General features: G+C 45.6%; 23 protein-coding genes, 1 tRNA gene and 1 pseudogene. 13 read left to right on the top strand and 12 right to left on the bottom strand.

All coding sequences use genetic code 11. The features are described 5' to 3' along the window. Positions 1-377 precede the first annotated feature (377 nt). From mlaF to ACVA54_RS14585, 8 genes are all read left to right on the top strand, one after another. On the top strand, positions 378-1,181 hold the full coding sequence (mlaF, locus tag ACVA54_RS14620) for a phospholipid ABC transporter ATP-binding protein MlaF (protein ID WP_099080150.1): 804 nt from the start codon (positions 378-380) through the stop codon (positions 1,179-1,181). After that, positions 1,171-1,962 (top strand): lipid asymmetry maintenance ABC transporter permease subunit MlaE, encoded by a 792-nt coding sequence (mlaE, locus tag ACVA54_RS14615; RefSeq protein WP_099080151.1) that lies wholly within the window; start codon positions 1,171-1,173, stop codon positions 1,960-1,962. The genes mlaF and mlaE overlap by 11 nt, the downstream gene beginning before the upstream one ends. Positions 1,963-1,964: 2 nt before the next feature. Then, positions 1,965-2,453 carry an outer membrane lipid asymmetry maintenance protein MlaD gene (mlaD, locus tag ACVA54_RS14610; RefSeq protein ID WP_099080152.1) on the top strand — a complete coding sequence of 163 codons (489 nt, stop codon included), beginning with the start codon at positions 1,965-1,967 and terminating at the stop codon, positions 2,451-2,453. A 3-nt stretch (positions 2,454-2,456) separates the two neighbouring features. Then, positions 2,457-3,095: a phospholipid-binding protein MlaC gene (mlaC, locus tag ACVA54_RS14605; protein WP_099080153.1), complete on the top strand. Its 639-nt coding sequence runs from the start codon at positions 2,457-2,459 to the stop codon at positions 3,093-3,095. Beyond that, the gene (locus tag ACVA54_RS14600; protein WP_099080154.1) at positions 3,095-3,415 is read left to right on the top strand and encodes an STAS domain-containing protein; all 321 of its coding nucleotides are present in this window, start codon (positions 3,095-3,097) and stop codon (positions 3,413-3,415) included. Before mlaC ends, ACVA54_RS14600 begins: the two co-directional genes overlap by 1 nt. 3 nt (positions 3,416-3,418) lie before the next feature. Beyond that, on the top strand, positions 3,419-3,673 hold the full coding sequence (ibaG, locus tag ACVA54_RS14595; protein WP_005432865.1) for a BolA family iron metabolism protein IbaG: 255 nt from the start codon (positions 3,419-3,421) through the stop codon (positions 3,671-3,673). Positions 3,674-3,682: 9 nt separating this feature from the next. Beyond that, on the top strand, positions 3,683-4,948 hold the full coding sequence (gene murA, locus ACVA54_RS14590) for a UDP-N-acetylglucosamine 1-carboxyvinyltransferase (protein ID WP_099080155.1): 1,266 nt from the start codon (positions 3,683-3,685) through the stop codon (positions 4,946-4,948). Positions 4,949-5,089: 141 nt separating this feature from the next. Next, on the top strand, positions 5,090-5,815 hold the full coding sequence (locus ACVA54_RS14585) for a 1-acylglycerol-3-phosphate O-acyltransferase (RefSeq protein ID WP_099080156.1): 726 nt from the start codon (positions 5,090-5,092) through the stop codon (positions 5,813-5,815). Positions 5,816-5,905: 90 nt separating this feature from the next. Here ACVA54_RS14585 and ACVA54_RS14580 read toward each other — a convergent pair whose 3' ends face one another. The 6 genes from ACVA54_RS14580 to arcA form a co-directional block, all read right to left on the bottom strand. After that, positions 5,906-6,295 (bottom strand): RidA family protein, encoded by a 390-nt coding sequence (locus ACVA54_RS14580; protein WP_005432832.1) that lies wholly within the window; start codon positions 6,293-6,295, stop codon positions 5,906-5,908. A 167-nt stretch (positions 6,296-6,462) separates the two neighbouring features. Next, entirely contained in the window at positions 6,463-6,924 is a 462-nt protein-coding gene (gene pyrI, locus ACVA54_RS14575; RefSeq protein ID WP_099080157.1) for an aspartate carbamoyltransferase regulatory subunit, read from the bottom strand. Between the two features lie 16 nt (positions 6,925-6,940). Next, positions 6,941-7,870, bottom strand: a complete 930-nt coding sequence (gene pyrB, locus ACVA54_RS14570; protein ID WP_099080158.1) for an aspartate carbamoyltransferase — start codon at positions 7,868-7,870, stop codon at positions 6,941-6,943. A gap of 90 nt (positions 7,871-7,960) precedes the next feature. Further along, entirely contained in the window at positions 7,961-8,056 is a 96-nt protein-coding gene (locus ACVA54_RS14565; RefSeq protein ID WP_253252696.1) for an aspartate carbamoyltransferase, read from the bottom strand. Positions 8,057-8,146: 90 nt separating this feature from the next. Continuing rightward, positions 8,147-9,151 (bottom strand): ornithine carbamoyltransferase, encoded by a 1,005-nt coding sequence (argF, locus tag ACVA54_RS14560; RefSeq protein ID WP_099080160.1) that lies wholly within the window; start codon positions 9,149-9,151, stop codon positions 8,147-8,149. Positions 9,152-9,308: 157 nt separating this feature from the next. Beyond that, a complete protein-coding gene (gene arcA, locus ACVA54_RS14555; RefSeq protein ID WP_446649709.1) occupies positions 9,309-10,529 on the bottom strand; it encodes an arginine deiminase in 1,221 nt (406 codons plus the stop codon). 583 nt (positions 10,530-11,112) lie between these two features. Here arcA and rraB point away from each other — a divergent pair. Both rraB and ACVA54_RS14545 read left to right on the top strand, forming a co-directional pair. Next, complete coding sequence (gene rraB / locus ACVA54_RS14550) at positions 11,113-11,529, top strand: ribonuclease E inhibitor RraB (RefSeq protein ID WP_099080162.1); 417 nt, start codon at positions 11,113-11,115, stop codon at positions 11,527-11,529. Between the two features lie 167 nt (positions 11,530-11,696). Further along, positions 11,697-12,497, top strand: coding sequence for a glycosyl hydrolase 2 galactose-binding domain-containing protein (locus ACVA54_RS14545; RefSeq protein ID WP_446619430.1), 801 nt, complete (start codon positions 11,697-11,699; stop codon positions 12,495-12,497). Between the two features lie 48 nt (positions 12,498-12,545). Here the strand turns inward: ACVA54_RS14545 and ACVA54_RS14540 are convergent. The 5 genes and pseudogenes from ACVA54_RS14540 to pepA form a co-directional block, all read right to left on the bottom strand. Beyond that, positions 12,546-13,034 (bottom strand): annotated as a pseudogene (locus ACVA54_RS14540) (GNAT family N-acetyltransferase); the annotation flags it as partial. 54 nt (positions 13,035-13,088) lie between these two features. After that, positions 13,089-13,493: a DUF2061 domain-containing protein gene (locus ACVA54_RS14535; RefSeq protein ID WP_099080165.1), complete on the bottom strand. Its 405-nt coding sequence runs from the start codon at positions 13,491-13,493 to the stop codon at positions 13,089-13,091. A gap of 227 nt (positions 13,494-13,720) precedes the next feature. Continuing rightward, the gene (locus ACVA54_RS14530) at positions 13,721-16,579 is read right to left on the bottom strand and encodes a valine--tRNA ligase (RefSeq protein ID WP_099080166.1); all 2,859 of its coding nucleotides are present in this window, start codon (positions 16,577-16,579) and stop codon (positions 13,721-13,723) included. A 96-nt stretch (positions 16,580-16,675) separates the two neighbouring features. Next, positions 16,676-17,125 carry a DNA polymerase III subunit chi gene (locus tag ACVA54_RS14525; RefSeq protein WP_099080167.1) on the bottom strand — a complete coding sequence of 150 codons (450 nt, stop codon included), beginning with the start codon at positions 17,123-17,125 and terminating at the stop codon, positions 16,676-16,678. 115 nt (positions 17,126-17,240) lie between these two features. Next, positions 17,241-18,749 carry a leucyl aminopeptidase gene (gene pepA / locus ACVA54_RS14520; protein ID WP_099080168.1) on the bottom strand — a complete coding sequence of 503 codons (1,509 nt, stop codon included), beginning with the start codon at positions 18,747-18,749 and terminating at the stop codon, positions 17,241-17,243. A 199-nt stretch (positions 18,750-18,948) separates the two neighbouring features. Between pepA and lptF the strand changes: the two genes are divergently transcribed. Then, the gene (lptF, locus tag ACVA54_RS14515; RefSeq protein WP_119464554.1) at positions 18,949-20,049 is read left to right on the top strand and encodes an LPS export ABC transporter permease LptF; all 1,101 of its coding nucleotides are present in this window, start codon (positions 18,949-18,951) and stop codon (positions 20,047-20,049) included. Positions 20,050-20,052: 3 nt separating this feature from the next. Next, positions 20,053-21,123, top strand: coding sequence for an LPS export ABC transporter permease LptG (gene lptG, locus ACVA54_RS14510; RefSeq protein ID WP_099080170.1), 1,071 nt, complete (start codon positions 20,053-20,055; stop codon positions 21,121-21,123). Positions 21,124-21,196: 73 nt separating this feature from the next. On the opposite strand, the gene ACVA54_RS14505 is transcribed toward lptG, so the two are convergent. Beyond that, positions 21,197-21,676 carry an RDD family protein gene (locus ACVA54_RS14505; protein WP_099080171.1) on the bottom strand — a complete coding sequence of 160 codons (480 nt, stop codon included), beginning with the start codon at positions 21,674-21,676 and terminating at the stop codon, positions 21,197-21,199. A 354-nt stretch (positions 21,677-22,030) separates the two neighbouring features. Between ACVA54_RS14505 and ACVA54_RS14500 the strand changes: the two genes are divergently transcribed. After that, a tRNA-Leu gene (locus tag ACVA54_RS14500) sits at positions 22,031-22,115 on the top strand. The last annotated feature ends 1,115 nt before the right edge of the window (positions 22,116-23,230 follow it).

The raw sequence follows: 23,230 nt of genomic DNA, 5'->3' as shown, positions 1-23,230 counted from the left end.
GTTGGTAACGAAATTGCATTTAGCCTGTATGTTGTTTATTACTGCAATGAGGTCGTTGCCGAAATTTAGTCGCCTATCGTTGCTTCACTTTGTTTATAAGGGAATAGTGAAGTCTAGCCGATGTGATTTAATTGAACAGTGCTTTTAATTCAAGTTCAATGTGCTTATGATTGCAGCTAAATATACCCAAGTGACGTCAATATACTGTATTCATCGTCTGTCACGGTTTTCAATTCATTCTAAATAACGATGAGCGTGGTGAGCCCCTCAGAGTTATTTAGCTAAGTACTGGGAATCCACAACGGGCTACTGACTGAAAGACGAATTTACCTGGCGATTTTGTAAGTGATTACTTACAAATAGTAGAAGAAGATGATATGTCGCACAACGATTTAGTTACCTTAAATAATCTCACTTTCTCACGTGGAGATCGCACGATCTTTGACGGCATTGATTTGCGCGTACCAGAGGGGAAAGTGACGGCCATTATGGGGCCATCGGGAATCGGTAAAACGACGCTGCTACGCCTGATTGGTGGTCAGTTGTATCCAGAGCAAGGAGAGATCTGGTTTGATGGTGACAATATTCCTGCTCTTTCACGGAAGAAGTTGTACCAAGCTCGTAAGAAGATGAGCATGCTATTTCAATCCGGAGCACTATTCACGGATCTCAACGTATTTGATAACGTTGCCTTCCCTTTACGTGAACATACTGAACTGCCAGAAGAGTTGATTCGAACCATGGTGCTACTCAAGCTTGAAGCCGTAGGACTTCGTGGTGCGGCAGAGTTGATGCCGAGCGAATTGTCTGGGGGGATGGCGCGGCGTGCGGCATTGGCACGAGCCATTGCGCTTGACCCGGACTTGATCATGTACGATGAACCGTTTGTTGGTCAGGACCCAATTACTATGGGCGTCTTGGTTGAACTGATCAGTAATTTGAACCGAGCTCTGGGGCTTACGTCAATCGTGGTATCACACGATGTACCAGAGGTGATGAGCATTGCTGATTGGGTCTACTTGCTTGCAGATGGAAAAATCGTGGCATGCGGTACACCACAAGAGCTCAATGACAATCCAGACCCACGTGTACAGCAATTTTTACAAGGCGAAGCTGATGGCCCTGTACCATTCCGCTACCCAGCTCAAAGTATCGAAAAGGATTTATTTGATGGTCGATAGCTTTATTCAATTTGTCGCTTCGCTAGGCAGACGCACATTGGCCATTTGTGAAGCGTTCGGTCGCGCAACGTTGATGCTCGTTGGTGCGTTAGTGGCTCGACCACAGCCAATCAAAAACCTTCCTTTAGTGATCAAGCAACTTTACTCGGTAGGGGTACAGTCATTGGCGATCATTGTCGTTTCTGGTCTGTTTATCGGTATGGTGTTGAGCCTGCAAGGGTACGTTGTTCTTGTGGATTATGGTGCAGAGGGCAGTTTGGGGCAAATGGTTGCGCTGTCGTTGCTTCGCGAGCTTGGTCCAGTGGTTACTGCTCTTCTGTTTGCGGGGCGCGCCGGCTCTGCTCTGACTGCTGAAATTGGCCTAATGAAGGCAACTGAGCAGTTATCAAGCTTAGAAATGATGGCCGTGGATCCGCTTAAGCGAGTGATTGCGCCACGTTTCTGGGCTGGTGTTATCTCAATGCCACTGCTTGCTATGATTTTTATGGCGATAGGTATTTGGGGCGCAGAATTAGTTGGGGTTGATTGGAAAGGCGTTGATCACGGCAGCTTTTGGGCAGCGATGCAATCGTCGGTGGAGCTTGGTAAAGATATCGGCAACAGTATGATTAAATGTGTTGTATTTGCCCTTACTGTTACTTGGATTGCTCTTTTTAACGGCTATGACGCGATTCCAACTTCGGAAGGCATCAGTCGAGCTACTACGCGCACAGTTGTGCATTCTTCTTTAGCAGTACTAGGACTAGACTTTGTACTGACTGCATTGATGTTTGGGAATTAGTCATGCAACAAACACGTAAAACTGAATTATGGGTTGGCAGCTTTGTATTAGCAGGAATTTGCGCGATTCTTGTGATGATTTTTCAAGTTGCTGACGTAAAAAGCATGGGCTCTGGCAATACTTATACCCTGAAAGCCGAGTTCGATAATATTGGTAGCTTAAAAGTGCGCTCGCCAGTGAAAGTCGGTGGCGTGGTTATTGGTCGAGTAAGCAGTATTACGCTCAACCCAGATAACCTGCTGCCAGTAGTAAGTTTGTCGATCAACAGCAAATACAATCAGTTCCCAGAAACGTCCAGTGTGCAAATTCTGACTTCTGGCTTGATTGGCGAGCAATACATTGGATTAGTGCCAGGCTTTGTCTTTGATGATGAGGAAATGCTCGTAGATGGCGATACAATTGAAGACACCAAATCAGCATTGGTGCTAGAAGATTTAATTGGCCAGGTGCTATACAGCATTGGCGATTCAGGCGATTCAAATAAGGAATAACCCATGCTATCGAGATTATTGCTTTCTTTCGCAGCGGCTTTCACGGCATTTGGTGCAGCAGCCCAAGAAGTGGATAAAACGCAGCCATACCAGATGATGAAACAAGTCGCGGAAGTGACGTTTGAGCGATTGAAGAATGAGCAACCAAAGATTCAGCAAAACCCTAATTTGTTAAAGGATATTGTTGATCAAGAGCTGATGCCTTATGTAAATGAACGTTATGCTGCGTTGAAACTGCTCGGCCCGAATCTTAAAGGAGCCAAGCGTGAAGATGTTGGGGTGTTCATTAAAGCTTTTCGTGGTTACTTGGTGACATCATATGCACAAGTGCTGACGCAATATACGGATCAACAAGTCGCGTTTGGTCCAGAACCAAAGCTGGACCCGTCGAAACGTATCACTAGTATTAAAGTTGATATTATTGATGCGCCTCGCCCAAACATTACGCTTGAATTCAAACTGCGCAAAGATAACAAAACAGGAGAATGGCTGGCATTCGACATGGTTGCTGAAGGCATCAGTTTACTGTCGAGCAAGCAGTCGGAATGGAGCGGAAAAATTCGTCAAGATGGCATTTTAGCGGTAGCGAAAGATCTTGAGAGTTTGGCAGCGCAACCCATTCGTTTTGAGGCAAAAAACTAATGTCAGCATCTCATTCTCAGTGGCACTTACAGCAAGGCTCACTTAAGCTCAGTGGGGCGTTGGATAGAGATACTGTGCCATCACTATGGACGGTAGCGAAACAATGGCAGCCCTCACAAGTCGCTGTCGAGTGCTCGTTGGAAGAGATCGAGCGTATCGACTCAGCTGGAATGGTGATGTTAATTCACTTAATAGAGCATGCAAAAAAACAAAACTGTCATATAATGCTCAGTTTCGTGCCTGCGCAATTGCGCACTTTGTTTCAGCTGAGTAATGTTGAATCTTTAGTGGCCAAACATATACAGAATTATCAGGGGTAAATTGTGGATAGCGCAAAAGTACAACAGTTACTAGAAGAAGCACTAAACCTTCAAGAAGTGCATGTAAAAGGTGAAGGTAGCCACTATGAAGTGGTTGCTGTTGATGCTTGTTTCGATGGAATGAGCCGCGTTAAGAAGCAGCAGTTAATTTACGGTCCTCTGATGGATTACATTCAGCGTAACGACATTCACGCGCTATCGATTAAAGCGTTCACTCCCGAAGAGTGGGCACGTGATAAAAAGTTAATGTCGCTTTAAGGTTTATTGATGGAAAAGTTTCGAGTAATTGGGTCAGACAAACCACTAGTTGGTGAAGTGACTATTTCTGGTGCAAAAAACGCAGCACTGCCGATTTTATTTGCGTCTATTTTGGCTGAAGAGCCGGTAGAAGTGGCAAATGTGCCACACCTTCGTGATATCGACACGACCATGGAATTGCTAAAGCGTCTAGGCGCAACAGTAAGTCGTAATGGTTCTGTTCATGTCGATCCAAGCAGCATCAATGAATACTGCGCGCCTTACGATTTAGTAAAAACCATGCGTGCCTCAATTTGGGCGCTTGGTCCACTTGTTGCGCGTTTTGGTCAAGGCCAAGTATCACTGCCTGGCGGCTGTGCGATTGGCGCACGTCCAGTTGACCTACACATCACTGGCCTAGAACAGCTTGGTGCAACCATCACACTAGAAGATGGTTACGTAAAAGCAGAGGTTGATGGTCGTCTGAAAGGCGCACACATTGTGATGGACAAAGTCAGCGTTGGTGCAACCATTACTATTATGTGTGCTGCCGCATTAGCGGAAGGCACAACAACACTAGATAACGCAGCTCGTGAGCCTGAAATCATTGATACCGCCGATTTTCTAAACACCTTGGGGGCGAAAATTTCAGGTGCAGGTACAGATACCATCACGATTGAAGGTGTTGAGCGCCTGGGCGGTGGTAAGCACAGCGTCGTCGCAGACCGTATCGAAACCGGTACTTTCCTAGTTGCAGCAGCGGTGTCTGGTGGTAAAGTGGTTTGTCGCAACACCAATGCACACCTATTGGAGTCTGTGCTGGCGAAGTTGGAAGAGGCTGGAGCTCTAGTAGAGACAGGCGAGGATTGGATTTCTGTTGATATGACGGATCGCGAGCTAAAAGCTGTGAGCATCCGCACCGCTCCGCATCCAGGTTTCCCAACCGATATGCAGGCGCAGTTCACGCTATTGAATATGATGGCGAAAGGTGGTGGCGTGATCACGGAAACGATCTTTGAAAACCGTTTTATGCACGTACCAGAACTGATGCGAATGGGCGCGAAAGCGGAGATTGAAGGCAACACTGTGATCTGTGGTGACGTAGAATCATTAAGTGGCGCGCAAGTTATGGCAACGGATCTACGAGCATCGGCAAGTTTGGTGATTGCTGGTTGTATCGCAAGTGGTGAAACGATCGTTGATCGTATTTACCACATTGATCGCGGTTACGACAAAATTGAAAATAAACTGGCGGCACTTGGCGCAAATATTGAGCGAGTGAGCGAGGCAAGTTAAACTGCTTGGCTAGTGACGTGGACATCAAGAGAGCCGAAACTCAGGTTTCGGCTTTTTTATATGTTTTCATTACCATCATGTGATGGAAAGAGAACAAAGACGAGTTGTACTTGGCGTAAAGCCGGTTCCTGGAGAACAATGATGATTGCACTATTACGTGTATTTGCTGTCGCAATTTTCGCAATTGTGATGTTTATTGGCGGTTGTGGTTACTGCCTGCTGAGCCCTAGAAACCCTAAGCATGTTTATACCTTTGGCCGACTGTTCGGCAAGATGTCTCGGGTATTTGGCATTAAATTAGAGCTACGCATTCCCGAAGATGCTTATTCTCGTGGTCAGCATATGTATATTGCTAACCATCAAAATAATTGGGATCTGTTTACGGTTTCTTCAGCAGTGACACCAAAGGTGGTCACCGTTGGTAAAAAGAGCCTAGTATGGATGCCACTATTTGGTCAACTTTACTGGCTTACCGGCAATATTTTGATTGACCGTGCGAACCGATCGAAAGCGAAAGGTACTATCGATCAGGTGGTCGATAATATTAAAAAGAGTGATGTGTCGGTATGGATGTTCCCAGAAGGCACACGTTCACGTGGTCGAGGCTTACTGCCATTCAAAACCGGTGCGTTCCATGCTGCAATTGCTGCAGCAGTGCCAATCATTCCAATCGTATGTAGTTCAACGGATCGAATTAAATTCAACCGTTGGAACAACGGCCATGTTATTGTTGAGATGCTTCCACCTATTAGTACAGACGGTTATGGTAAAGAAAGTGTACGTGACCTGGCGAACCTTTGTCGTGAACAGATGAAAGAGAAGTTAGAAGCTCTGGATGAAGAAGTAAAACAGCGCAATGCGGCATGAGTTTGACGGACGATAAATAAAAAAATGGGTAGCTAGGCTACCCATTTTTTTATTTATCCTGAACGCAGGTCACTTAGTAAGTGCGAGCAATTATTTACGAACAGCGATTGCTTCAATCTCGATACCTACATCTTTAGGTAGACGAGCCACTTCCACGCAAGAACGTGCCGGGTAGTTTGCCACTTCGTGTTCGTCAAAGAACTTACCGTACACTTCGTTTACTGTGCCGAAGTCGTTTAGGTCTTTAACGAAAACGGTCATTTTAACGATGTCTGTTACTTTAAGGCCTGATGCTTCCACTACAGCCTTCACATTTTCTAGAGACTGACGTGCTTGCTCTGCGATGTCAGCTGACACTTCACCTGTCGCTGGGTTTACTGGAATTTGGCCAGAAGTTAGAACCATGTTACCTAGATCTACGCCTTGAACGTAAGGACCGATTGCTGCTGGTGCAGATTCAGTGTGAAGTACTTTCGTCATGTGAATTGTTCCATCTGTTTTATAGGGGAATAAAGAATATACCCAAGTATCTTGACGTTACTTGGGTATATTGAGTGTGCCTCTAAACATGAAGCACGTAAAGATCAAAATACCCCGCTAGGGCGGGGCATTAGTCAACTTTCTGTTAGTAATAAAGCGATAGGCGATTAACGCTCTGTCACGATCTCACGTGCAAATACTTTCTCACAGTATTTACATTTCAGACGGATATCGCCTTTCTTTTCGACGACATTGAAGCTACTTGCGACAGGTTCGTTGTGAGTAATACAGTTACTGTTTGGGCACTCGAAGACATTGTTGATTCGCTCTGGAAGCTCTAGTGCCAGTTTCTTCACTACTTCGTAGTTTTCGATTTGGTTGACGGTCGCGTGTGGTGCATAAAGTGCTAGCTTGCTCGCTTGCTCTTCATTGATGAAGATATTTTCAATCTTTAATAGATCTTTGTGGCCCAGTGCCGATGATGGCAAGTTAAGGCCAATGGTTACACGCTGAGACGAATTATGCATGTCGAACAGCTTCAGAACCTTGATACCAATTTGTGCCGGAATGTGGTCGATTACCGTTCCGTTTTTGATTGCTTCTACCTGCAATTGAGTTTCTTTAGTCATGTCTTTTCTCCCTCGATTACAGTGTTTCGTTAAGAACCAATGCCAACAACGCTTGGCGCGCGTACACGCCGTTCTCTGCTTGTTGGAAGTAGTATGCGTGTGGTGTTCTGTCTACGTCAGTCGTGATTTCATCTACGCGTGGCAGTGGGTGTAGTACTTTTAGGTTCTCACGTGCACTTTTAAGCAGTGATGCCGTTAGGATGTAAGCTGACTTGATATGGGCGTATTCTGATTCGTCAAAACGTTCTTTCTGTACGCGAGTCATGTACAGAATATCGAGCTCAGGAATTACGCTCTCCATATCAGTATGCAGGCTGTATTGGATCCCAGCTTCGTCGAGCTCTTCACATAGGTAATCAGGCATTGCTAGCGCTTCTGGCGCGACAAAGAAGAAGCGAATGTTATTGAACTTCGCAAGGGCTTGCGTCAATGAGTGCACGGTACGACCGTATTTCAGGTCACCAACAAATGCGACGTTAAGGTTATCCAGACGACCTTGGGTTTCTGCGATGGTGTACAGGTCGAGCAGCGTTTGTGTTGGGTGCTGGTTTGCACCGTCACCGGCGTTGATGACAGGTACGCCGTTTGAGAACTCAGACGCTAGACGAGCAGCGCCCTCTTGTGGATGGCGCATCACGAATGCATCCACGTAAGAAGAGATAACCTGCACAGAGTCAGACAGAGTTTCGCCTTTTTTTGCCAGAGAGGTGTTGCCACCATTATCAAAGCCAATAACATCGCCGCCGATACGCTGAATGGCCGTCTCGAAAGAGAGACGAGTGCGTGTGGATGGCTCAAAGAAACAGCTTGCGACAACCTTGTTGTTAATCAGTTCTGGACGAGGTTCTTTTTTTAACTGACCTGCAGTTTCGACAATCAGTTCCAGCTCTTCACGTGAAAGCTCTGGAATAGAGATGATGTGCTTCTGGTAAAGCGAGTTCGCCATGATCTTCTTCCCTATAACAGTGGTGACTATCCCCAAAATTAACCGTGACGGAATTTTGGACATAAAAAAACCTCCCCAAATGGGGAGGTTTTAAAAATCAATAGAATTAACGAAAATAACAGCACGTAAGCGTAGTCGCTTAGCTAGAGCAAATCGCATTTTTACGTCAGCAATCAGCGTGGTCATTTCGTAATCCTCAGACAAATTGCCGAGCATTATACGCTTAACTTCCTTGAGCGCAAGCGATTACGCTATGCTTTTGGTGACTAAAAGTCGCTAACTTCCGAGTGTCGCCACCATTACCGCTTTGATGGTATGAATGCGGTTCTCGGCTTCGTCAAACACGATAGAGTATTCTGACTCAAATACCTCTTCCGTTACCTCAAGGCCTTTCATACCGTATTTTTCTGCCACTTCTTTACCCAAGGTGGTTTCGTCATTGTGGAAAGCAGGTAGACAGTGCATGAACTTCACGTGCGGATTACCCGTTTTTTTAATCACATTCATGTTGACTTGGTAAGGTGTCATCAGTGCAACACGCTCATCCCAAGCTTGTGCTGATTCGCCCATGGAAACCCACACATCGGTGTAAAGGAAATCACAACCTTTTACGCCCTCTTCGACGTTTTCAGTCAAGGTGATTTTCGCGCCTGTTTGCTGTGCAATCTCTTGGCAACTCGCCACTAACTCTTCTTCTGGCCAGAAAGATTGTGGTGCGACAAGACGAATGTCCATGCCCATTTTCGCCGCGCCAACCATGAGAGAGTTGCCCATGTTGTTGCGTGCATCACCAAGGTAGGCGAACGTAATCTCATGCAGCTGTTTACCGCGTCCATGCTCTTGCATGGTAAGGAAGTCGGCAAGGATTTGTGTTGGGTGGAATTCGTCGGTCAAGCCATTCCATACTGGCACGCCAGCGTAAGTCCCCAGTTCTTCCACGATGGATTGACCAAAGCCGCGATATTCGATGCCGTCATACATTCGACCAAGTACGCGAGCAGTGTCTTTGATTGACTCTTTATGGCCGATTTGTGAGCCAGAAGGACCGATGTAAGAAACTTGTGCGCCTTGGTCAAAGGCCGCGACTTCAAACGCACATCGGGTACGAGTAGAAGATTTCTCAAAGATTAACGCGATGTTTTTGCCTTGAAGTTTCTTCTGCTCTGTTCCTGCATATTTCGCTTTTTTCAGCTCAGCAGACAGTTCGAGCAAAAACTGGATTTCTTTTGTAGAGAAGTCCAATAGCTTCAAAAAGTTGCGATTACGTAGATTGAAAGCCATAGCTCGTCCTTTAGGTCGTTTGGTTGATGAAGGATAAAAGCATTAAAACATATAAATGCTTTTATTGTGAATAATTATTTTTCGCGTGAGTAAAAAAAGGTTGATGTATTCACATCAACCTTAGTCATTATTTATCTCGTTTGCTGAGAGAGGTTTCTCAAATATCGTCGCGTTCTATTGGGCAGCTCATACAACGTGCGCCACCACGACCTCGACCAAGCTCATTACCTGGAATCGTTAGGACTTCGATTCCTGCTTTGTCATATTTCTCATTGGTATAGACGTTACGCTCGTAACCAATCACCACCCCCGGTTTCACCGTGAGGACGTTATTGGCATCATTCCACTGTTCACGCTCGGCTTCGTAGCTGTCGCCACCGGTCGTGATGATTTTTAGTTGGCCCAAACCAAGTGCAGATTCAATCGCATGTAGGTAGTTGTGCGATGCTTCCACATGCATTTCACCATTGCTCTTTGGCGTTAAGCGCCAAGTGTCGAGCTCTTTACGCATGATCTCAGGGTAAACCGAGAAGGTATCAACGTCCATATGCGTCATGACGGTATCTAGGTGCATGCATGAGCGGTGTTTTGGTAAGTCGATAGCAATGACTTCTTTCGCCTGACCGGATTTAAACAGGCTTGCTGCTAGGTTTTCTACCCCCTGTGGCGTGGTGCGCTCAGATATACCAATGAGTACCGCTCCTTTACCTATCACCAGAACATCACCACCTTCGATGTTTGCATTGTCGTAGTGAAGGTCTTCGTTACCAAAGTACTTAATGAAATCTTGCCCTGCAAACGCCGGATGCCAGTGGTAGATGGCTCGCAGATGATTCGTTTCACGTTGACGTGCAGGCATCATCATTGGGTTAAGGGAGACACCGCCATAAACCCAGCAGGAGGTATCTCGAGTAAACAGATGGTTTGGCAGGGGCTCAATAACGAAGTCGAGTGGCTGTTGCATTTTTGGTAGCATCGATGATGACTGAATTGGCAACTCTGAGTAGGCCAAACCGCCAAGTAGGATAGTGGCAAGATGCTCGTTGTCCATCTCGATAAAGTATTGACGCAAATCTCGAGCGAAAGTTGGACCATAGCGGAAGTCCGAAATCTGAGTATTTAATAGCCACTGTTTTGCCTCCGGAACGGCAAGAGTTTCGACCAGCAAATCGTGCAGCAGTAACACTTCGACACCTTGATCTCGAAGCGTGCGAGCAAAGGCGTCGTGTTCTTCTCCTGCCGCTTCCACTGCTAATACATCATCAAACAGTAGATCGTGACAGTTTGATGGTGTGAGGTGGGTTAGGGCACGCTCTGGGCGATGTAGTAGTACTCGTCTAAGTTGACCAACTTCTGATCCAACGTACAGCTTACTCATTTTGCATCCTTACAAATTTTCCAGCCGTTAGTTATGACAAGCTTGCTGCAAAGATGCAAGCTTACACTAATGGTCTATATATCGAATTTTATTGATTTTAAGATTTATATTTTTCTCAGGAGGTCGGTTGTTCTTTTTTTCTATATATAATTCTTTTTTCCAATAAGCTTGAGGAGTGCGTTTTTATTCTCTTCGCTTTTAGAGGAAGTGAATACATCGTTAGAGCATAAAGCGCGCATAATAATTCTAAAATATGCAGGTTAGACGCTGTCTTTATTCGTTCGGTGACAATCAGTGTGTCGTTACTGTATTCACTCCAAGGTCATAAACACGCAATGCTCTTGGAAACCAGCCGTAAACAACCGGAATAGGATCTTCTGAATATTACAGATTGTCTATTTTTGTTGATTTTATGTTTCTGCCTGCAGAGTTTCGATTTTCACGTAGTAATAATCACTAAGAATCGAGGCTGTTTGGTGTTTGTTTGTGGCTTTTCATCGCAATCCGTGCCATATTTCACCGCATCAACATACTCAGTTTTGAGTAAAGTGTTTCCATCAAGTAACTAATCTGGAGCCAAAACATGTCTCACGAAGATGAATATCTATCAGTAGAAGAATTAATTGAGATTCAAAAGGAAGAGACTCGCGATATCATTGCAGCATTGCTAGAAGATGGCAGCGATCCAGATTCATTATACGAAATCGAGCACCACCTATTTGCCGAAGACTTTGACACGCTAGAGAAAGCCGTAGTTGAAGCGTTCAAGATGGGCTTTGAAGTACTTGAAGCTGAAGAAACAGAAGATGAAGATGGCAACAAACTGCTTTGCTGTGATGCAACAATGGAATCTGCGCTGAACGCAGAAGCGATTGATGCACAGGTTGAGAAACTGGTTCATCTTGCAGAGAAATACGACATCATTTACGACGGTTGGGGTACTTACTATGAAGGCGAAGATGCGCTTTACCCTGACGAAGATGATGAAGACGAAGAGTAATTAACTCATTCATACTAGGAAGCCAGCATTTATCGCTGGCTTTTTTGTGCCTTGAAAATGAACCACGCCGATGATGATAAATAACTCTCATTGAGTTAGCTAATAGTCTATAACCCTGTGTCACTTGAGTATATAATGAGTGAAAATTGATCTAGCTCAAGGTGACTATGCAACTCTCACTCGCCGGTTTATGGCAAGTCTCTCCACTGACGGACCTTTCTATCCCACAGGATGACATCACTTTTCCTGCACCTTTGAGTCGGGTATTACCCGCTGAACTGACAGAAGAAGCGATTCGTCAGCAAGAGTGGCATCTGATGCATGACATTGAAGTGGATGAATCCATGATGGCATTCCCAGCGGTAGAAATGGTGTTGGGTGGTGTGGATTACCATGCTGAAGTGCGTTTGAACGGAGTTGCATTATTTGATTGTGACGGCTCACAAAGCTTGTACAAAAAAGACATTCGTCCGTTCATGCAGATGGGACGTAACCGCTTTGAGATCCTGTTCCTTGAGGAAGATGACGATCTTCTACTGGGTGAGGATAAGCCAGAGTTGTGTTCACTTGCGGATCACGAATACAAAAAGAGTGATGAGCGCTTGGGGGTATGGCAAGAACCGTATCTGCAGTTTATTCGTAATGTGCGTTTAGATCGCGTGGCAACAGAGCAGATTTGGCACTATGGTGGGGGCTGTGAGTTCAAAGTCGATTTGTACTATCAGACGTTTGCGCCAGGACTGGTATCTGCGTCGGTGAAGTTTAATGGCATGACTTACTGCATTCCAATTGATGTTCGCGCCGATCACACCACTGCACTTTTCCAGATCGACGCGCCAAAATATGCCGATCTTAACGCTCCCGATCCAAATGATCTCTACCAATTGTCGGTGGAGCTAGATGGGCAGCGCCAAGCCTTTTCGGTTGCACTCAGCCAAGAGCTCTGCGTTACTCACCTTGTTTTGTAACGGTTTAGCTCTGTAGGTGTCTGAATTTGTAAATGCTTGATGCGTAAGTTACAGCGACTTAAGCATCACCACTTCACATGCATCATGCCCTGTTTGTCCAAGCGGGGCATCTAAATGTTCAAAGCCAAGCTTTTCATACAAGCCCACTGCCTCTCTTAGACATTCTGTTGTTTCTAAATAGCACTGTTGATAACCGAGTTGTTTCGCAAGTTGTAAGCTCAATGCGACGATGCGTTTGGCTAAACCGTGCCCTCGCGTTTGAGGTAAGAAGTACATCTTTTGCAGCTCACACACATTTGGTTCACCAGCTAAAGGTGCAAAGCCACCACCACCCACAATCTCGCCTTGGTGCTCTACCAACCAGTAAGCAGCGCCTTGTTGGCTGTAAACCGAGTACATGTCATCAAGGGTCGGATCTGCTACGCCATAACCTTTGTCTGTGGTTAAGCCATATTCTGCCGAGACTTTGCGAATGACTTGAGCAATGCCGGGATTATCTTGCGCTGTGATTGGGCGAAGGACGAAGTCAGCAATTTGTTCCATGTTTTGCCTATAAAAAGGGTCTCGAGTTAGTGACCCAATATATTTCGATTAAGCATGTTGGTGCAAGCAAAACTGCGGAGCTTTGGCGTGGCTTTCCGATTTACGTATCCATACTTTCTCGTGGAAGTAGTAGGCGACGGTGTTCAAACTAGGTTCTAGCATTGCCATTACACCACCGACAAACGCGTCACCTGTTAGTAAGTAAACCACTGTAAAGGCAACGCTAAAGTGGATAGTGGCAAAGCTTGCGGTTTTTAATTTGGTCATCCATTGACGAGCTTTAAGCGCAGGGACTTTTGCCCATGCCTTTTCATGAAAGTAGAAAGCGACGGTGTTCACGGACGGCTCAATCATGGCAATTAAACTACCAATCAGAATGTCGCCAGTAAGCACGTAAGCGACACTAAACGCGATAGTAAAATGGAGTGCGGCAAAGGTTAGTGTCTTTTTCATGATAATTACTCAATCGTTGTGTTGTTTCGATAGATCTATTATTGAGAATCATTATCACTAAAGCCAGTGGGCAGTTAAGATTATTTTGATAGGTAAAAGCTATTAAATGTGTGGAGAAGTAGAAGAGAAGAGCGGATATTTCTGAAAACTGTCCAAGTCATAAAATGGCAAAAAGGGTTGATGTTTTCACACCAACCCTTTGATTCTTTTATTCTAACTTTTAGCGATTAAAGTGCAGCGATCGTTGTCTTCTGTTCTTCTAACTTAGCTAAAGTCTCTTTGTAGCCTTCAAGCTTCTCACGCTCTTTAGCAACAACTGCCTCAGGTGCTTTCGCTACGAAGCCTTCGTTACCTAGTTTGCCTTCGATACGCTTGATTTCACCGTGAGTCTTTTTGATTTCGCCATCTAGGCGAGCAAGTTCTGCGTCTTTGTCGATCAGACCCGCCATTGGGATCATCAGCTCAGACTTAGCAACCAATGCTGTTGCGCACGCAGGCGTTTCTTCGTCAGCAGCAAGCACGCGTACAGATTCTAGTTTCGCAAGAGACATCAGTACTTGTTTGTTTGCTTCTAGGCGTGCTGCATCTTCCGCATTTGCAGCTTTCAACATAACCTCAAGCGGCTTACCTGGGTTGATGTCGTATTCAGCACGTAGGTTACGGATGCTAGTGATGAACGCTTTCACCCATTCGATATCGTCTAGTGCTTCTTGGTTGAAGTTTGCTTCGTCGAATTGAGGCAGTGCTTGAAGCATGATTGTCTCGCCTTCTACACCTTCAACTAGTGGCTTGATGCTTTGCCAGATAGTTTCAGTGATGTAAGGAATCACTGGGTGAGCTAGACGTAGAGTCTTCTCAAGAACTGTGATTAGTGTACGGCGAGTACCACGCTGTTGCGCTTCAGTACCTTTCCATAGAACGGGTTTGGTTAGCTCTAGGTACCAGTCACAGAATTGGTTCCAGATGAATTCGTAAAGCGTGTTCGACGCCATATCTAGACGGAAGTTGTCGATATGGTTGTTGAACGCTTTCGCTGCGAGTTCAAACTGAGACTCGATCCACTTGTCTGCTAGTGAGTATTCGATCTCACCACCGTTGAAGCCACAATCTTGCTCTTCTGTGTTCATCATTACGTAACGGCTCGCGTTCCATAGTTTGTTACAGAAGTTACGGTAACCTTCTAGACGCTTCATATCCCAGTTGATATCGCGACCGGTTGATGCCATTGCTGCAAGCGTGAAACGTAGCGCGTCAGTACCGTATGCTTCGATACCGTTTTCAAACGTCTTACGTGTGTTCTTCTCGATCTTCGCGGCAAGTTGAGGCTGCATCATGTTGCCACAACGCTTCTCTACTAGAGACTCTAGGTCGATACCATCGATCATGTCGATTGGGTCAAGTACGTTACCTTTCGACTTAGACATCTTGTCGCCGTTTTCGTCACGGATTAGACCAGTAACGTAAACCGTCTTAAATGGTACTTGTGGTTTGCCGTTTTCGTCTTTCACGAAGTGCATGGTCATCATGATCATGCGAGCAACCCAGAAGAAGATGATGTCGAAACCCGTAACGAGTACGTCTGAAGGGTGGAATACTTTCAGATCGTCCGTTTGCTCTGGCCAACCTTGAGTGCCGAACGTCCATAGTGCAGAAGAGAACCATGTATCCAAAACGTCTTCGTCTTGGTGCAGTTCTATTACTGACTCTAGGTTGTTGTTCTTGCGAACTTCTTCTTCGTCACGACCTACGTAAACATTACCTTGGTTGTCGTACCAAGCTGGGATGCGGTGACCCCACCATAGCTGACGAGAGATACACCAGTCTTGAACGTCACGCATCCAAGAGAAGTACATGTTTTCGTATTGCTTAGGCACAAATTGGATGTCGCCATTTTCTACTGCTTCAACCGCTGTTTTCGCTAGAGGCGCAGTACGTACGTACCATTGGTCAGTTAGCATTGGTTCGATAACCACGCCACCACGGTCGCCGTAAGGAACTTGTAGATCGTGATCTTTCACTTCTTCAAGTAGACCTAGCTCGTCGAATTCAGCAACGATAGCTTTACGAGCGGCAAAGCGCTCCATACCGTGGTACTTAGCAGGTAGTTCTGTGCTGTATGCGTCGCTTGCTTCGCCGTTAGTGTTGAATACTTCAGATGCAGCACGGATGTTCGCGTCGAAAGTCAGAATGTTGATCATTGGTAGCTGGTGGCGCTTACCAACTTCATAGTCATTGAAGTCGTGCGCAGGTGTGATTTTCACACAGCCAGTACCTTTTTCCATATCTGCGTGCTCATCGCCCACGATTGGGATGCGACGACCAACGATAGGAAGAATGATGTCTTTACCGATAAGATCTTTGTAGCGTGGATCTTCTGGGTTAACTGCAACACCAGTATCGCCTAGCATGGTTTCTGGACGAGTAGTCGCAACAACGATGTAGTCTTTGCCATCTGCTGTTTTAATGCCGTCTGCTAGCGGGTAGCGGAAGTGCCACATGTGGCCTTTCGTGTCTTTGTTCTCTACTTCTAGATCCGAGATAGCTGTGTGTAGCTTTGGATCCCAGTTAACTAGGCGCTTACCGCGGTAGATTAGGTCGTCTTCGTATAGGCGTACGAACACTTCTTGAACCGCGTTAGACAGACCATCGTCCATCGTGAAACGCTCACGATCCCAGTCTACAGATGCGCCAAGACGACGAAGCTGCTTAGTGATAGTGCCGCCAGATTCGCCTTTCCATTCCCAGATTTTGTCGATGAAAGCTTCACGACCGTAATCGTGTTTTGTTTTGCCTTCTTCAGCTGCGATCTTACGCTCAACAACCATCTGAGTTGCGATACCTGCGTGGTCAGTACCTACTTGCCAAAGGGTATTTTTGCCCTTCATACGTTCACAACGGATAAGTGTATCCATGATCGTATCTTGGAACGCGTGGCCCATGTGTAGGCTACCAGTGACGTTCGGTGGCGGGATCATGATGCTGTAAGCTTCTTTAGTCGTGTCACCGTGTGGCTTGAAGTAGCCTTTCTCTTCCCAAGTCTGATACAGAGCTTGTTCGATTGAAGTTGGGTTGTATGTCTTTTCCATAGCGCTCTTTTAATGGATACGTTGATGGTTGAATCTAAGTCAATCTTTATAAGTGAGGGATCTTAGTAAGATCACCTTAACTATAAGGATTGACCGTTAAGGATAATCAATTTCGATTGTTTGCAGTTGGTATCCTGCTTGACGGTAAATTTTATACCTTCCTCTTGCGAGCTGTTTAGCTTTTTCTTCGCAAGGGACGAAGTCTACCACCTCTGCAAACTTGTTCGCAAAGGTTGTCTCATTTTCCGCCAAATTAATTACCAACTGACGATTCCAAGACGGCTTAACGCCCTCGTAGCCGATTTCAATATTCGTCGTGTATTTAGGCCCTTCACCTACGAGATTATGTGCCATGTACTTATCAGCATCAACTTGCCAGAAAGCTTCAGCAAGCTGCTCCGCTTGCAGTTTATCTTGGCAGTTCAAATATACTTTAGCGCCTTGACGAGCAAAGTGCTGAGTCAAAAACACGATGTATTGTTCAAACCCCGTAACGGTTGCTTGTGGGCTCTCTTCTTTAATGATGTAGAAAGTGGCGTTGTGCATCATTCTCTCGTTTGCTTAAAGTCTCATCCTAAGACCATCTTAACCCTCATTCTTTCTCAAGAATATTGGGATAATAAAAAAGGGCCTTTCGGCCCTTTTAGATTGTGTTCAGAAATTACTCTTCTGTCTCTTGGCCGCTGCGGTTCAAAAGGAATTGGACAAGCATTGAGACAGGACGGCCTGTTGAGCCTTTCGCTGCGCCTGATTTCCAAGCCGTACCTGCGATATCGATGTGTGCCCAGTTGTATTTCTTGGTGAATTTAGACAAGAAACAGCCCGCAGTAATTGTGCCAGCAGGACGGCCACCGATGTTTGCCATATCAGCAAATGGACTCTTCAACTGCTCGTGGTACTCGTCAGCCATTGGTAGACGCCATGCACGGTCACTCGCTTGCTCAGAAGCGTTGATCAGCTCATGAGACAGTGGGTTGTGATTGGAAATAACGCCGCTGATGTGGTGACCTAGTGCAATAACACAAGCCCCCGTTAGCGTTGCCACGTCAACGACGCAATCCGGTTCAAAACGCTCTACGTACGTCAGCGCATCACACAGAACTAAACGGCCTTCCGCGTCGGTATTGAGTACTTCTACCGTTTGGCCTGACATGGTTGTTAGGATGTCACCGGGACGGTATGCGTTGCTGCCAGGCATGTTTTCACAGCCTGCAAGTACACCAACCACGTTGATTGGTAGATTCAGTTTCGCTAGTGCTTTCATAGTGCCGAATACCGATGCAGCACCACACATGTCGTACTTCATCTCATCCATGCCTTCGCCAGGTTTTAGCGAGATACCACCTGAATCGAACGTCAGGCCTTTACCAATCAGTACGATCGGTTTTGCATCTGAATCTGGGTTGCCTTTGTATTCGATGATAGACATCATCGATTCGTTTTTCGAGCCACGACCTACCGCAAGGTAAGAGGTCATGCCTAGTTTTTCCATCTCTTGCTCACCAATGATCTTGGTGGTGACGGTTTCGTAATCGTCAGCTAGGCGACGAGCTTGAGAGGCTAGGTAGGCTGGGTTAGCCACATTTGGCGGCATGTTGCCAAGATCTTTAGACGCTTTTACACCAGACGCAATCGCTAGGCCATGAGTGATCGCTTTTTCACCTAGGTTTAATTCACGACGCGTTGGTACGTTAAATACAAGCTTACGCAGTGGGCGTCGAGTTTCTGGCTTAACGCTCTTGAATTGGTTAAATGTGTAAAGGCCATCTTTTGTTGCTTCAACAGCTTGGCGAACTTTCCAGTAAGTATCGCGGCCTTTAACGTGCAGCTCTGTTAGGAAACATACGGCTTCCATTGAGCCAGTTTCGTTAAGTGTGCTGATCGTCTTTTGAATGATTTCCTTGTACTGGCGCTCGCCTAGTTCACGTTCTTTACCACAACCTACAAGTAGAACGCGCTCTGACAACACTCCCGGTACTTGATGCAGTAGCAGCATCTGACCAGGTTTTCCCTCTAGATCACCACGGCGAAGTAGTGAACTGATGTAGCCATCACTGATTTTATCAAGTTGCTCGGCTACTGGAGAAAGGCGACGTGGTTCAAACACACCAACAACGATACATGCGCTACGTTGTTTCTCTGGACTGCCACTTTTTACACTGAACTCCATGCGTACTCCTACATCCTGAAGACAAATTGCTATAAATGTTAGATAATGATCGCTTACTTGTTGAATTTAAGCTCGGGTCTTACCCTCAGAGCTGATTTAAGCGCTAACATCTAGTTTATAATTTTTAAAAAATAAATGGTTCAACGGGAAACTATAGTGATTCGACCAAAAAAACAAGTTTTGTATAGGTAATTTCAGCGTGATTATTGTTAGATATTTGATCCGCGAAACACTCAAGAGCCAATTTGCGATTTTCTTTGTGCTTTTTTTGGTGTTTGTGAGCCAGAAGTTTATCAGTGTCCTCGCAGATGCTTCTGACGGAGATATCCCTGCTGGATTGATTTTCTCTATTGTTGGCTTGAATATGCCTGCAATGGGGCTATTGATGCTGCCATTGAGTTTGTATATCGGCATATTGATCACGTTTGGGCGTTTGTATGCCGAAAGTGAGATCGTGGTGATGAATGCCACTGGTATCGGGAATAAGTTCTTGGTTCAGGCGGCGTTGTACTTGGCGCTCATCACTTCTGGCGTGGCGGCATTCAACGCACTGTGGTTATCGCCTTGGTCTCAGGACCGAGTGGAGCAGCTTTATGAGCAAGTCGCCGCAGAAAACAGCGTTGACTTGCTTAAAAAAGGCCAATTCCAAGGTACGCCAGATGGCTCTTCCGTGGTGTTCATTGATGACATCAAAGACAACACTTTGCGTCATGTGTTTGTCGCACAGATGCGTCCGCGAGATTCTATTTTACCAAGCGTGATGTTCTCTTCTTCTGGTGAAGTAAAAGAGCTTTCTGACGGCCGCCAAATCATCACCATGCAAGAAGGTACGCGATATGAAGGTGTACCAACGCGTGTGGAATATATGGTCACTAAGTTTGAACAGTATGAAGGTTTGATTGGTCAGCGTGAAGTGAAGCCAAAAGGTCGTGATTGGGAAGCGTACCCTACGGCTGAGCTGATTGGCCATCCTGCCCCTGAAGCACAAGCGGAGTTACAATGGCGAGTCTCGTTATTTGTGTGTATTCCGTTGTTGACCATGCTGGTTATTCCACTTTCTGCGGTTAACCCGCGTCAGGGAAGATTTGCCAAGATGGGGCCTGCCATTTTGATTTACTTGGCGTATTTCCTGGCAATCAGTGCGACTAAGTCAGCACTTGAAGATGGTGCAATCCCTGCAGCCGTTGGTATGTGGCCGATTAACGTCACGTTGTTGCTGGTCGCCATAATGGCAAATATGATGGACAGTGTCCCTGTCCGACGTATGAAAGAAAAACTCCGCAAGAAGAGGCGTGCGTAAGCAGTGTTTAAAATATTAGACCTTTACATTGGTAGAACCATCATCTCGACCACGGCCTTGGTGCTGGCAACTTTTGTCGGTTTGTCTGGCATCATTAAATACGTAGAACAGTTACGTAAAGTGGGGCGAGGTGCTTACGATTTGATGCATGCGCTTTACTTTGTGTTGCTGAGTATTCCTCGTGATGTGGAAATGTTTTTCCCAATGGCGGCACTGCTGGGTGCCTTGATCGGCTTGGGCATGTTGGCATCCAGTTCAGAACTCGTTGTGATGCAAGCCGCGGGTTTCTCTAAGCTGGACATAGGCCTTTCGGTATTGAAAACTGCGGTTCCTCTCATGTTAATCGTGATGGCGTTAGGCCAGTGGGGCGCACCAGAAGCTCAAAAAATGGCGCGAGACTTACGGGCATTTGCGTTATCTGGTGGTAGCATCGCTTCAGTCAGAGCCGGGGTGTGGGCGCGTGATGCTAATGACTTCATCTTCATTGGAAAAGTGGAAGATGACAAACTCTACGGTTTGAACATGTGGCGCTTCGATGAAGATAAGAACCTAGATAAGGTGATCTTCGCAGAAGAAGTGGACTACCAACAAGACAACAACTGGTTGATGCGTTATGTGCAAGTTACCGATATGGAAAATGAGAGCATCATTACCAAACAAGACCTAGAGCAGATGGAATGGCATACATCGCTGGCTCCAGATAAGCTGGCCGTCGTGACAGTGAAGCCAGAAGAGCTTTCTTTAAGTGGTTTGTATGATTACGTGACCTATTTAAAAGCGTCAGAACAAGATGCTTCTCGCTACGAATTGGCGTTTTGGCGTAAGTTAACTCAGCCACTGTCCATTGCCGTCATGATGCTGATGGCGCTGTCGTTCGTGTTTGGCCCACTGCGGAGTGTGACCATGGGAGCAAGAGTATTATCGGGCGTAGTTGCTGGTTTTACCTTCTATATCTCCAGTGAGTTCTTCGGCCCTCTCACCTTAGTATATGGAATACCGCCAGTTTTCGGTGCGTTGGCTCCGAGTTTAGTATTCTTAGCCATTGCGGTATCACTGCTAAGAAGAAAACTATAGGTTTTCAAAACACGATAAACATAAAAAAGGAAGGCACTGAGCCTTCCTTTTTTTATTCTGTTTTACTGCGTCGCTATTTTGCCTTTGGCAATACCACCACTTCAGTTTTTGCCCAAATATCGTGGAAACCCCGTTTTTGAGGATCAATTGGTACTGTTAAGTTAGCCAAACCGAAGCCTGATGTTGCTAGGCGAATCAACGCTTGAGTCACGGTAATTGGTACGCCATCTTTGCTGTTACGGATTTGCATTTTCCAAGCACGCATGCCTAGTGTTTGACCTGCACGCGTCCAGAAGAAAACAAAGAAGTAAATCCATACCGCCGCCAAGTAGAGCGTAAATAGAGGGCTTAATATTGGATGTTTGCCTAGCATATCTGCAGCATCGACATATTCCCCATAGTTGAGTAGCCCGGCCGCATTGAGGGCAAAAACAATCGCCATTACAACACCAGCCGCCATCATTTCAATCGCTAAGATAATCAGCGTGTCGTAAACCAAAGCGCCGCAACGACGAAAAAATCCCGCAGGTGGAAGAGTTGTAGAAGTAGTCATAGTTCCATCACTTACCTTGAAAATTGTGCGTCAGAATATAGATTCCATTAGCATGTGAAAAGAGAGCTGACGCACAGAGTTTCTCATTTTGGTTAAATCATCCATTCATCTTCTGACTTCTATTCACCGAAGAGGGGGAGGGAAATCATCAGTTTATAAGCGTATTTTTTAATTTGGTGAAACTTAAGCCTCTGCTACCCGTTGACCCAAAGGGAAAATTTTACTGATGAGCGCTGCTTGGTCACACTTTGTGGCGAAATTATCAGCAAACGATAGTTATTTCAGATTTTTCTACTTGCGTGGGTCAAAAGCTTCCGTATAATGCCAACCATCAAAGGGCAATAGCCTCAAGATGCCGGTATGGTGAAATTGGTATACACGACGGATTCAAAATCCGTTGCCTTCGGGCGTGGCGGTTCAAGTCCGCCTACCGGTACCATATTTAAACAACAAAGCCTCGACGAAAGTCGGGGCTTTGTTGTTTCTAGCATAATCAATAGCTTTCCTCAGTTTTCCTTGCCTGTTATCAACGAAAATCTCTCCCGATAGACTCCCTTTATCAACCCTGAAATTTTGCCCATGGTGCATCTATGGTTCATCGCATGTCGATTCTGTGCGCAAGGGAATTCCCGTAAATCCAACAAACTCAGGTTACTACAAACTCGCAAGCCAGTATTGCCAAGAGCGCTGAGCTACCAGAACCATGGTCCTACCATGGTGAATTTACGGTGGTATGGGTTTTCTTATGTGTTAGCTTGGAGGGTAACTTGAAGAGTACCATAACATTCCAAGTTCACTGGTTGGTGAAAGAGTCGGCAAAAAACAATTTATCAATGGTCTTATGACAGCCTCGCGTTTTTTTGGCGTTGAATATGAGGAGCTAGAGTCGGTGATTCCAAAGTCATTGGCTGACGATGAAGAATTGCTCGATATGCCTAAGTTTATCCGTGATGGAAAATTGTTGAGTAAGCTAGGTACTGTTTAGATTTGCTGAGATGGGCGAATATCGTTTTTATTGATTGCCTGTAGAGCCTATCTTAATGCGGCTTGTTGGTTAGTGTGTATCAAGGGTGTAGGAGATATACATTAGCAGTCAATCTCACAATTTAGCCACCTGCATTGACTAATAAGTTTGGTAGACTCGAGATCGCGAATTTATTATTTCTTCGATAGCAACGAGTAGTTGTCCACAGGCTTTTGTGGGTAATCTGTTTAAATCCTGAGTGTTATTTTGGGGGAATCTTCAGTGTGTTCACAAAATGTTCGTTTGACGTGGTTTTTTAGAAAAAATGCATTTTTAGTATTGCCAAAGAAATACATCTCTCTATAATGCGCATCCATCGACACGGCAGGCTCAATAAGGCTTCAGCAGTGTCGAAGAGGTGAAGAAACTTCGGTAAAAATAGTTGAAAAAAGTGTTTGACACTTTCAGTTATATAGATAGAATTCACCTCCGCTTTGAGAGGAAATTATCGCAAAGCAAGCTCTTTAACAATATAGACCTATCAATCTGTGTGGGCACTCGTTGATGATAATCCAATTAGATACCTTGGT

The sequence above is a fragment of the Vibrio sp. PNB23_22_6 genome, from assembly GCF_052877535.1.
The sequence above is the reverse complement of the archived record's forward strand: the minus strand, read 5'-3'. Positions and strand labels throughout refer to the sequence as shown.

Bases quoted from the DNA above. Each gene is read 5' to 3' on its own strand.
- ACVA54_RS14585 (WP_099080156.1), top strand. From the start codon at position 5,090: ATGATTGCACTATTACGTGTATTTGCTGTCGCAATTTTCGCAATTGTG.
- mlaD (WP_099080152.1), top strand. From the start codon at position 1,965: ATGCAACAAACACGTAAAACTGAATTATGGGTTGGCAGCTTTGTATTA.
- rraB (WP_099080162.1), top strand. From the start codon at position 11,113: ATGTCTCACGAAGATGAATATCTATCAGTAGAAGAATTAATTGAGATT.
- mlaF (WP_099080150.1), top strand. From the start codon at position 378: ATGTCGCACAACGATTTAGTTACCTTAAATAATCTCACTTTCTCACGT.
- mlaE (WP_099080151.1), top strand. From the start codon at position 1,171: ATGGTCGATAGCTTTATTCAATTTGTCGCTTCGCTAGGCAGACGCACA.
- ACVA54_RS14525 (WP_099080167.1), bottom strand. From the start codon at position 17,125: ATGCACAACGCCACTTTCTACATCATTAAAGAAGAGAGCCCACAAGCA.
- ACVA54_RS14600 (WP_099080154.1), top strand. From the start codon at position 3,095: ATGTCAGCATCTCATTCTCAGTGGCACTTACAGCAAGGCTCACTTAAG.
- ACVA54_RS14565 (WP_253252696.1), bottom strand. From the start codon at position 8,056: ATGACCACGCTGATTGCTGACGTAAAAATGCGATTTGCTCTAGCTAAG.
- ACVA54_RS14505 (WP_099080171.1), bottom strand. From the start codon at position 21,676: ATGACTACTTCTACAACTCTTCCACCTGCGGGATTTTTTCGTCGTTGC.
- pepA (WP_099080168.1), bottom strand. From the start codon at position 18,749: ATGGAGTTCAGTGTAAAAAGTGGCAGTCCAGAGAAACAACGTAGCGCA.
- ACVA54_RS14545 (WP_446619430.1), top strand. From the start codon at position 11,697: ATGCAACTCTCACTCGCCGGTTTATGGCAAGTCTCTCCACTGACGGAC.
- mlaC (WP_099080153.1), top strand. From the start codon at position 2,457: ATGCTATCGAGATTATTGCTTTCTTTCGCAGCGGCTTTCACGGCATTT.
- ACVA54_RS14530 (WP_099080166.1), bottom strand. From the start codon at position 16,579: ATGGAAAAGACATACAACCCAACTTCAATCGAACAAGCTCTGTATCAG.
- ACVA54_RS14580 (WP_005432832.1), bottom strand. From the start codon at position 6,295: ATGACGAAAGTACTTCACACTGAATCTGCACCAGCAGCAATCGGTCCT.
- ACVA54_RS14535 (WP_099080165.1), bottom strand. From the start codon at position 13,493: ATGAAAAAGACACTAACCTTTGCCGCACTCCATTTTACTATCGCGTTT.
- pyrB (WP_099080158.1), bottom strand. From the start codon at position 7,870: ATGGCGAACTCGCTTTACCAGAAGCACATCATCTCTATTCCAGAGCTT.
- pyrI (WP_099080157.1), bottom strand. From the start codon at position 6,924: ATGACTAAAGAAACTCAATTGCAGGTAGAAGCAATCAAAAACGGAACG.
- arcA (WP_446649709.1), bottom strand. From the start codon at position 10,529: ATGAGTAAGCTGTACGTTGGATCAGAAGTTGGTCAACTTAGACGAGTA.
- murA (WP_099080155.1), top strand. From the start codon at position 3,683: ATGGAAAAGTTTCGAGTAATTGGGTCAGACAAACCACTAGTTGGTGAA.
- argF (WP_099080160.1), bottom strand. From the start codon at position 9,151: ATGGCTTTCAATCTACGTAATCGCAACTTTTTGAAGCTATTGGACTTC.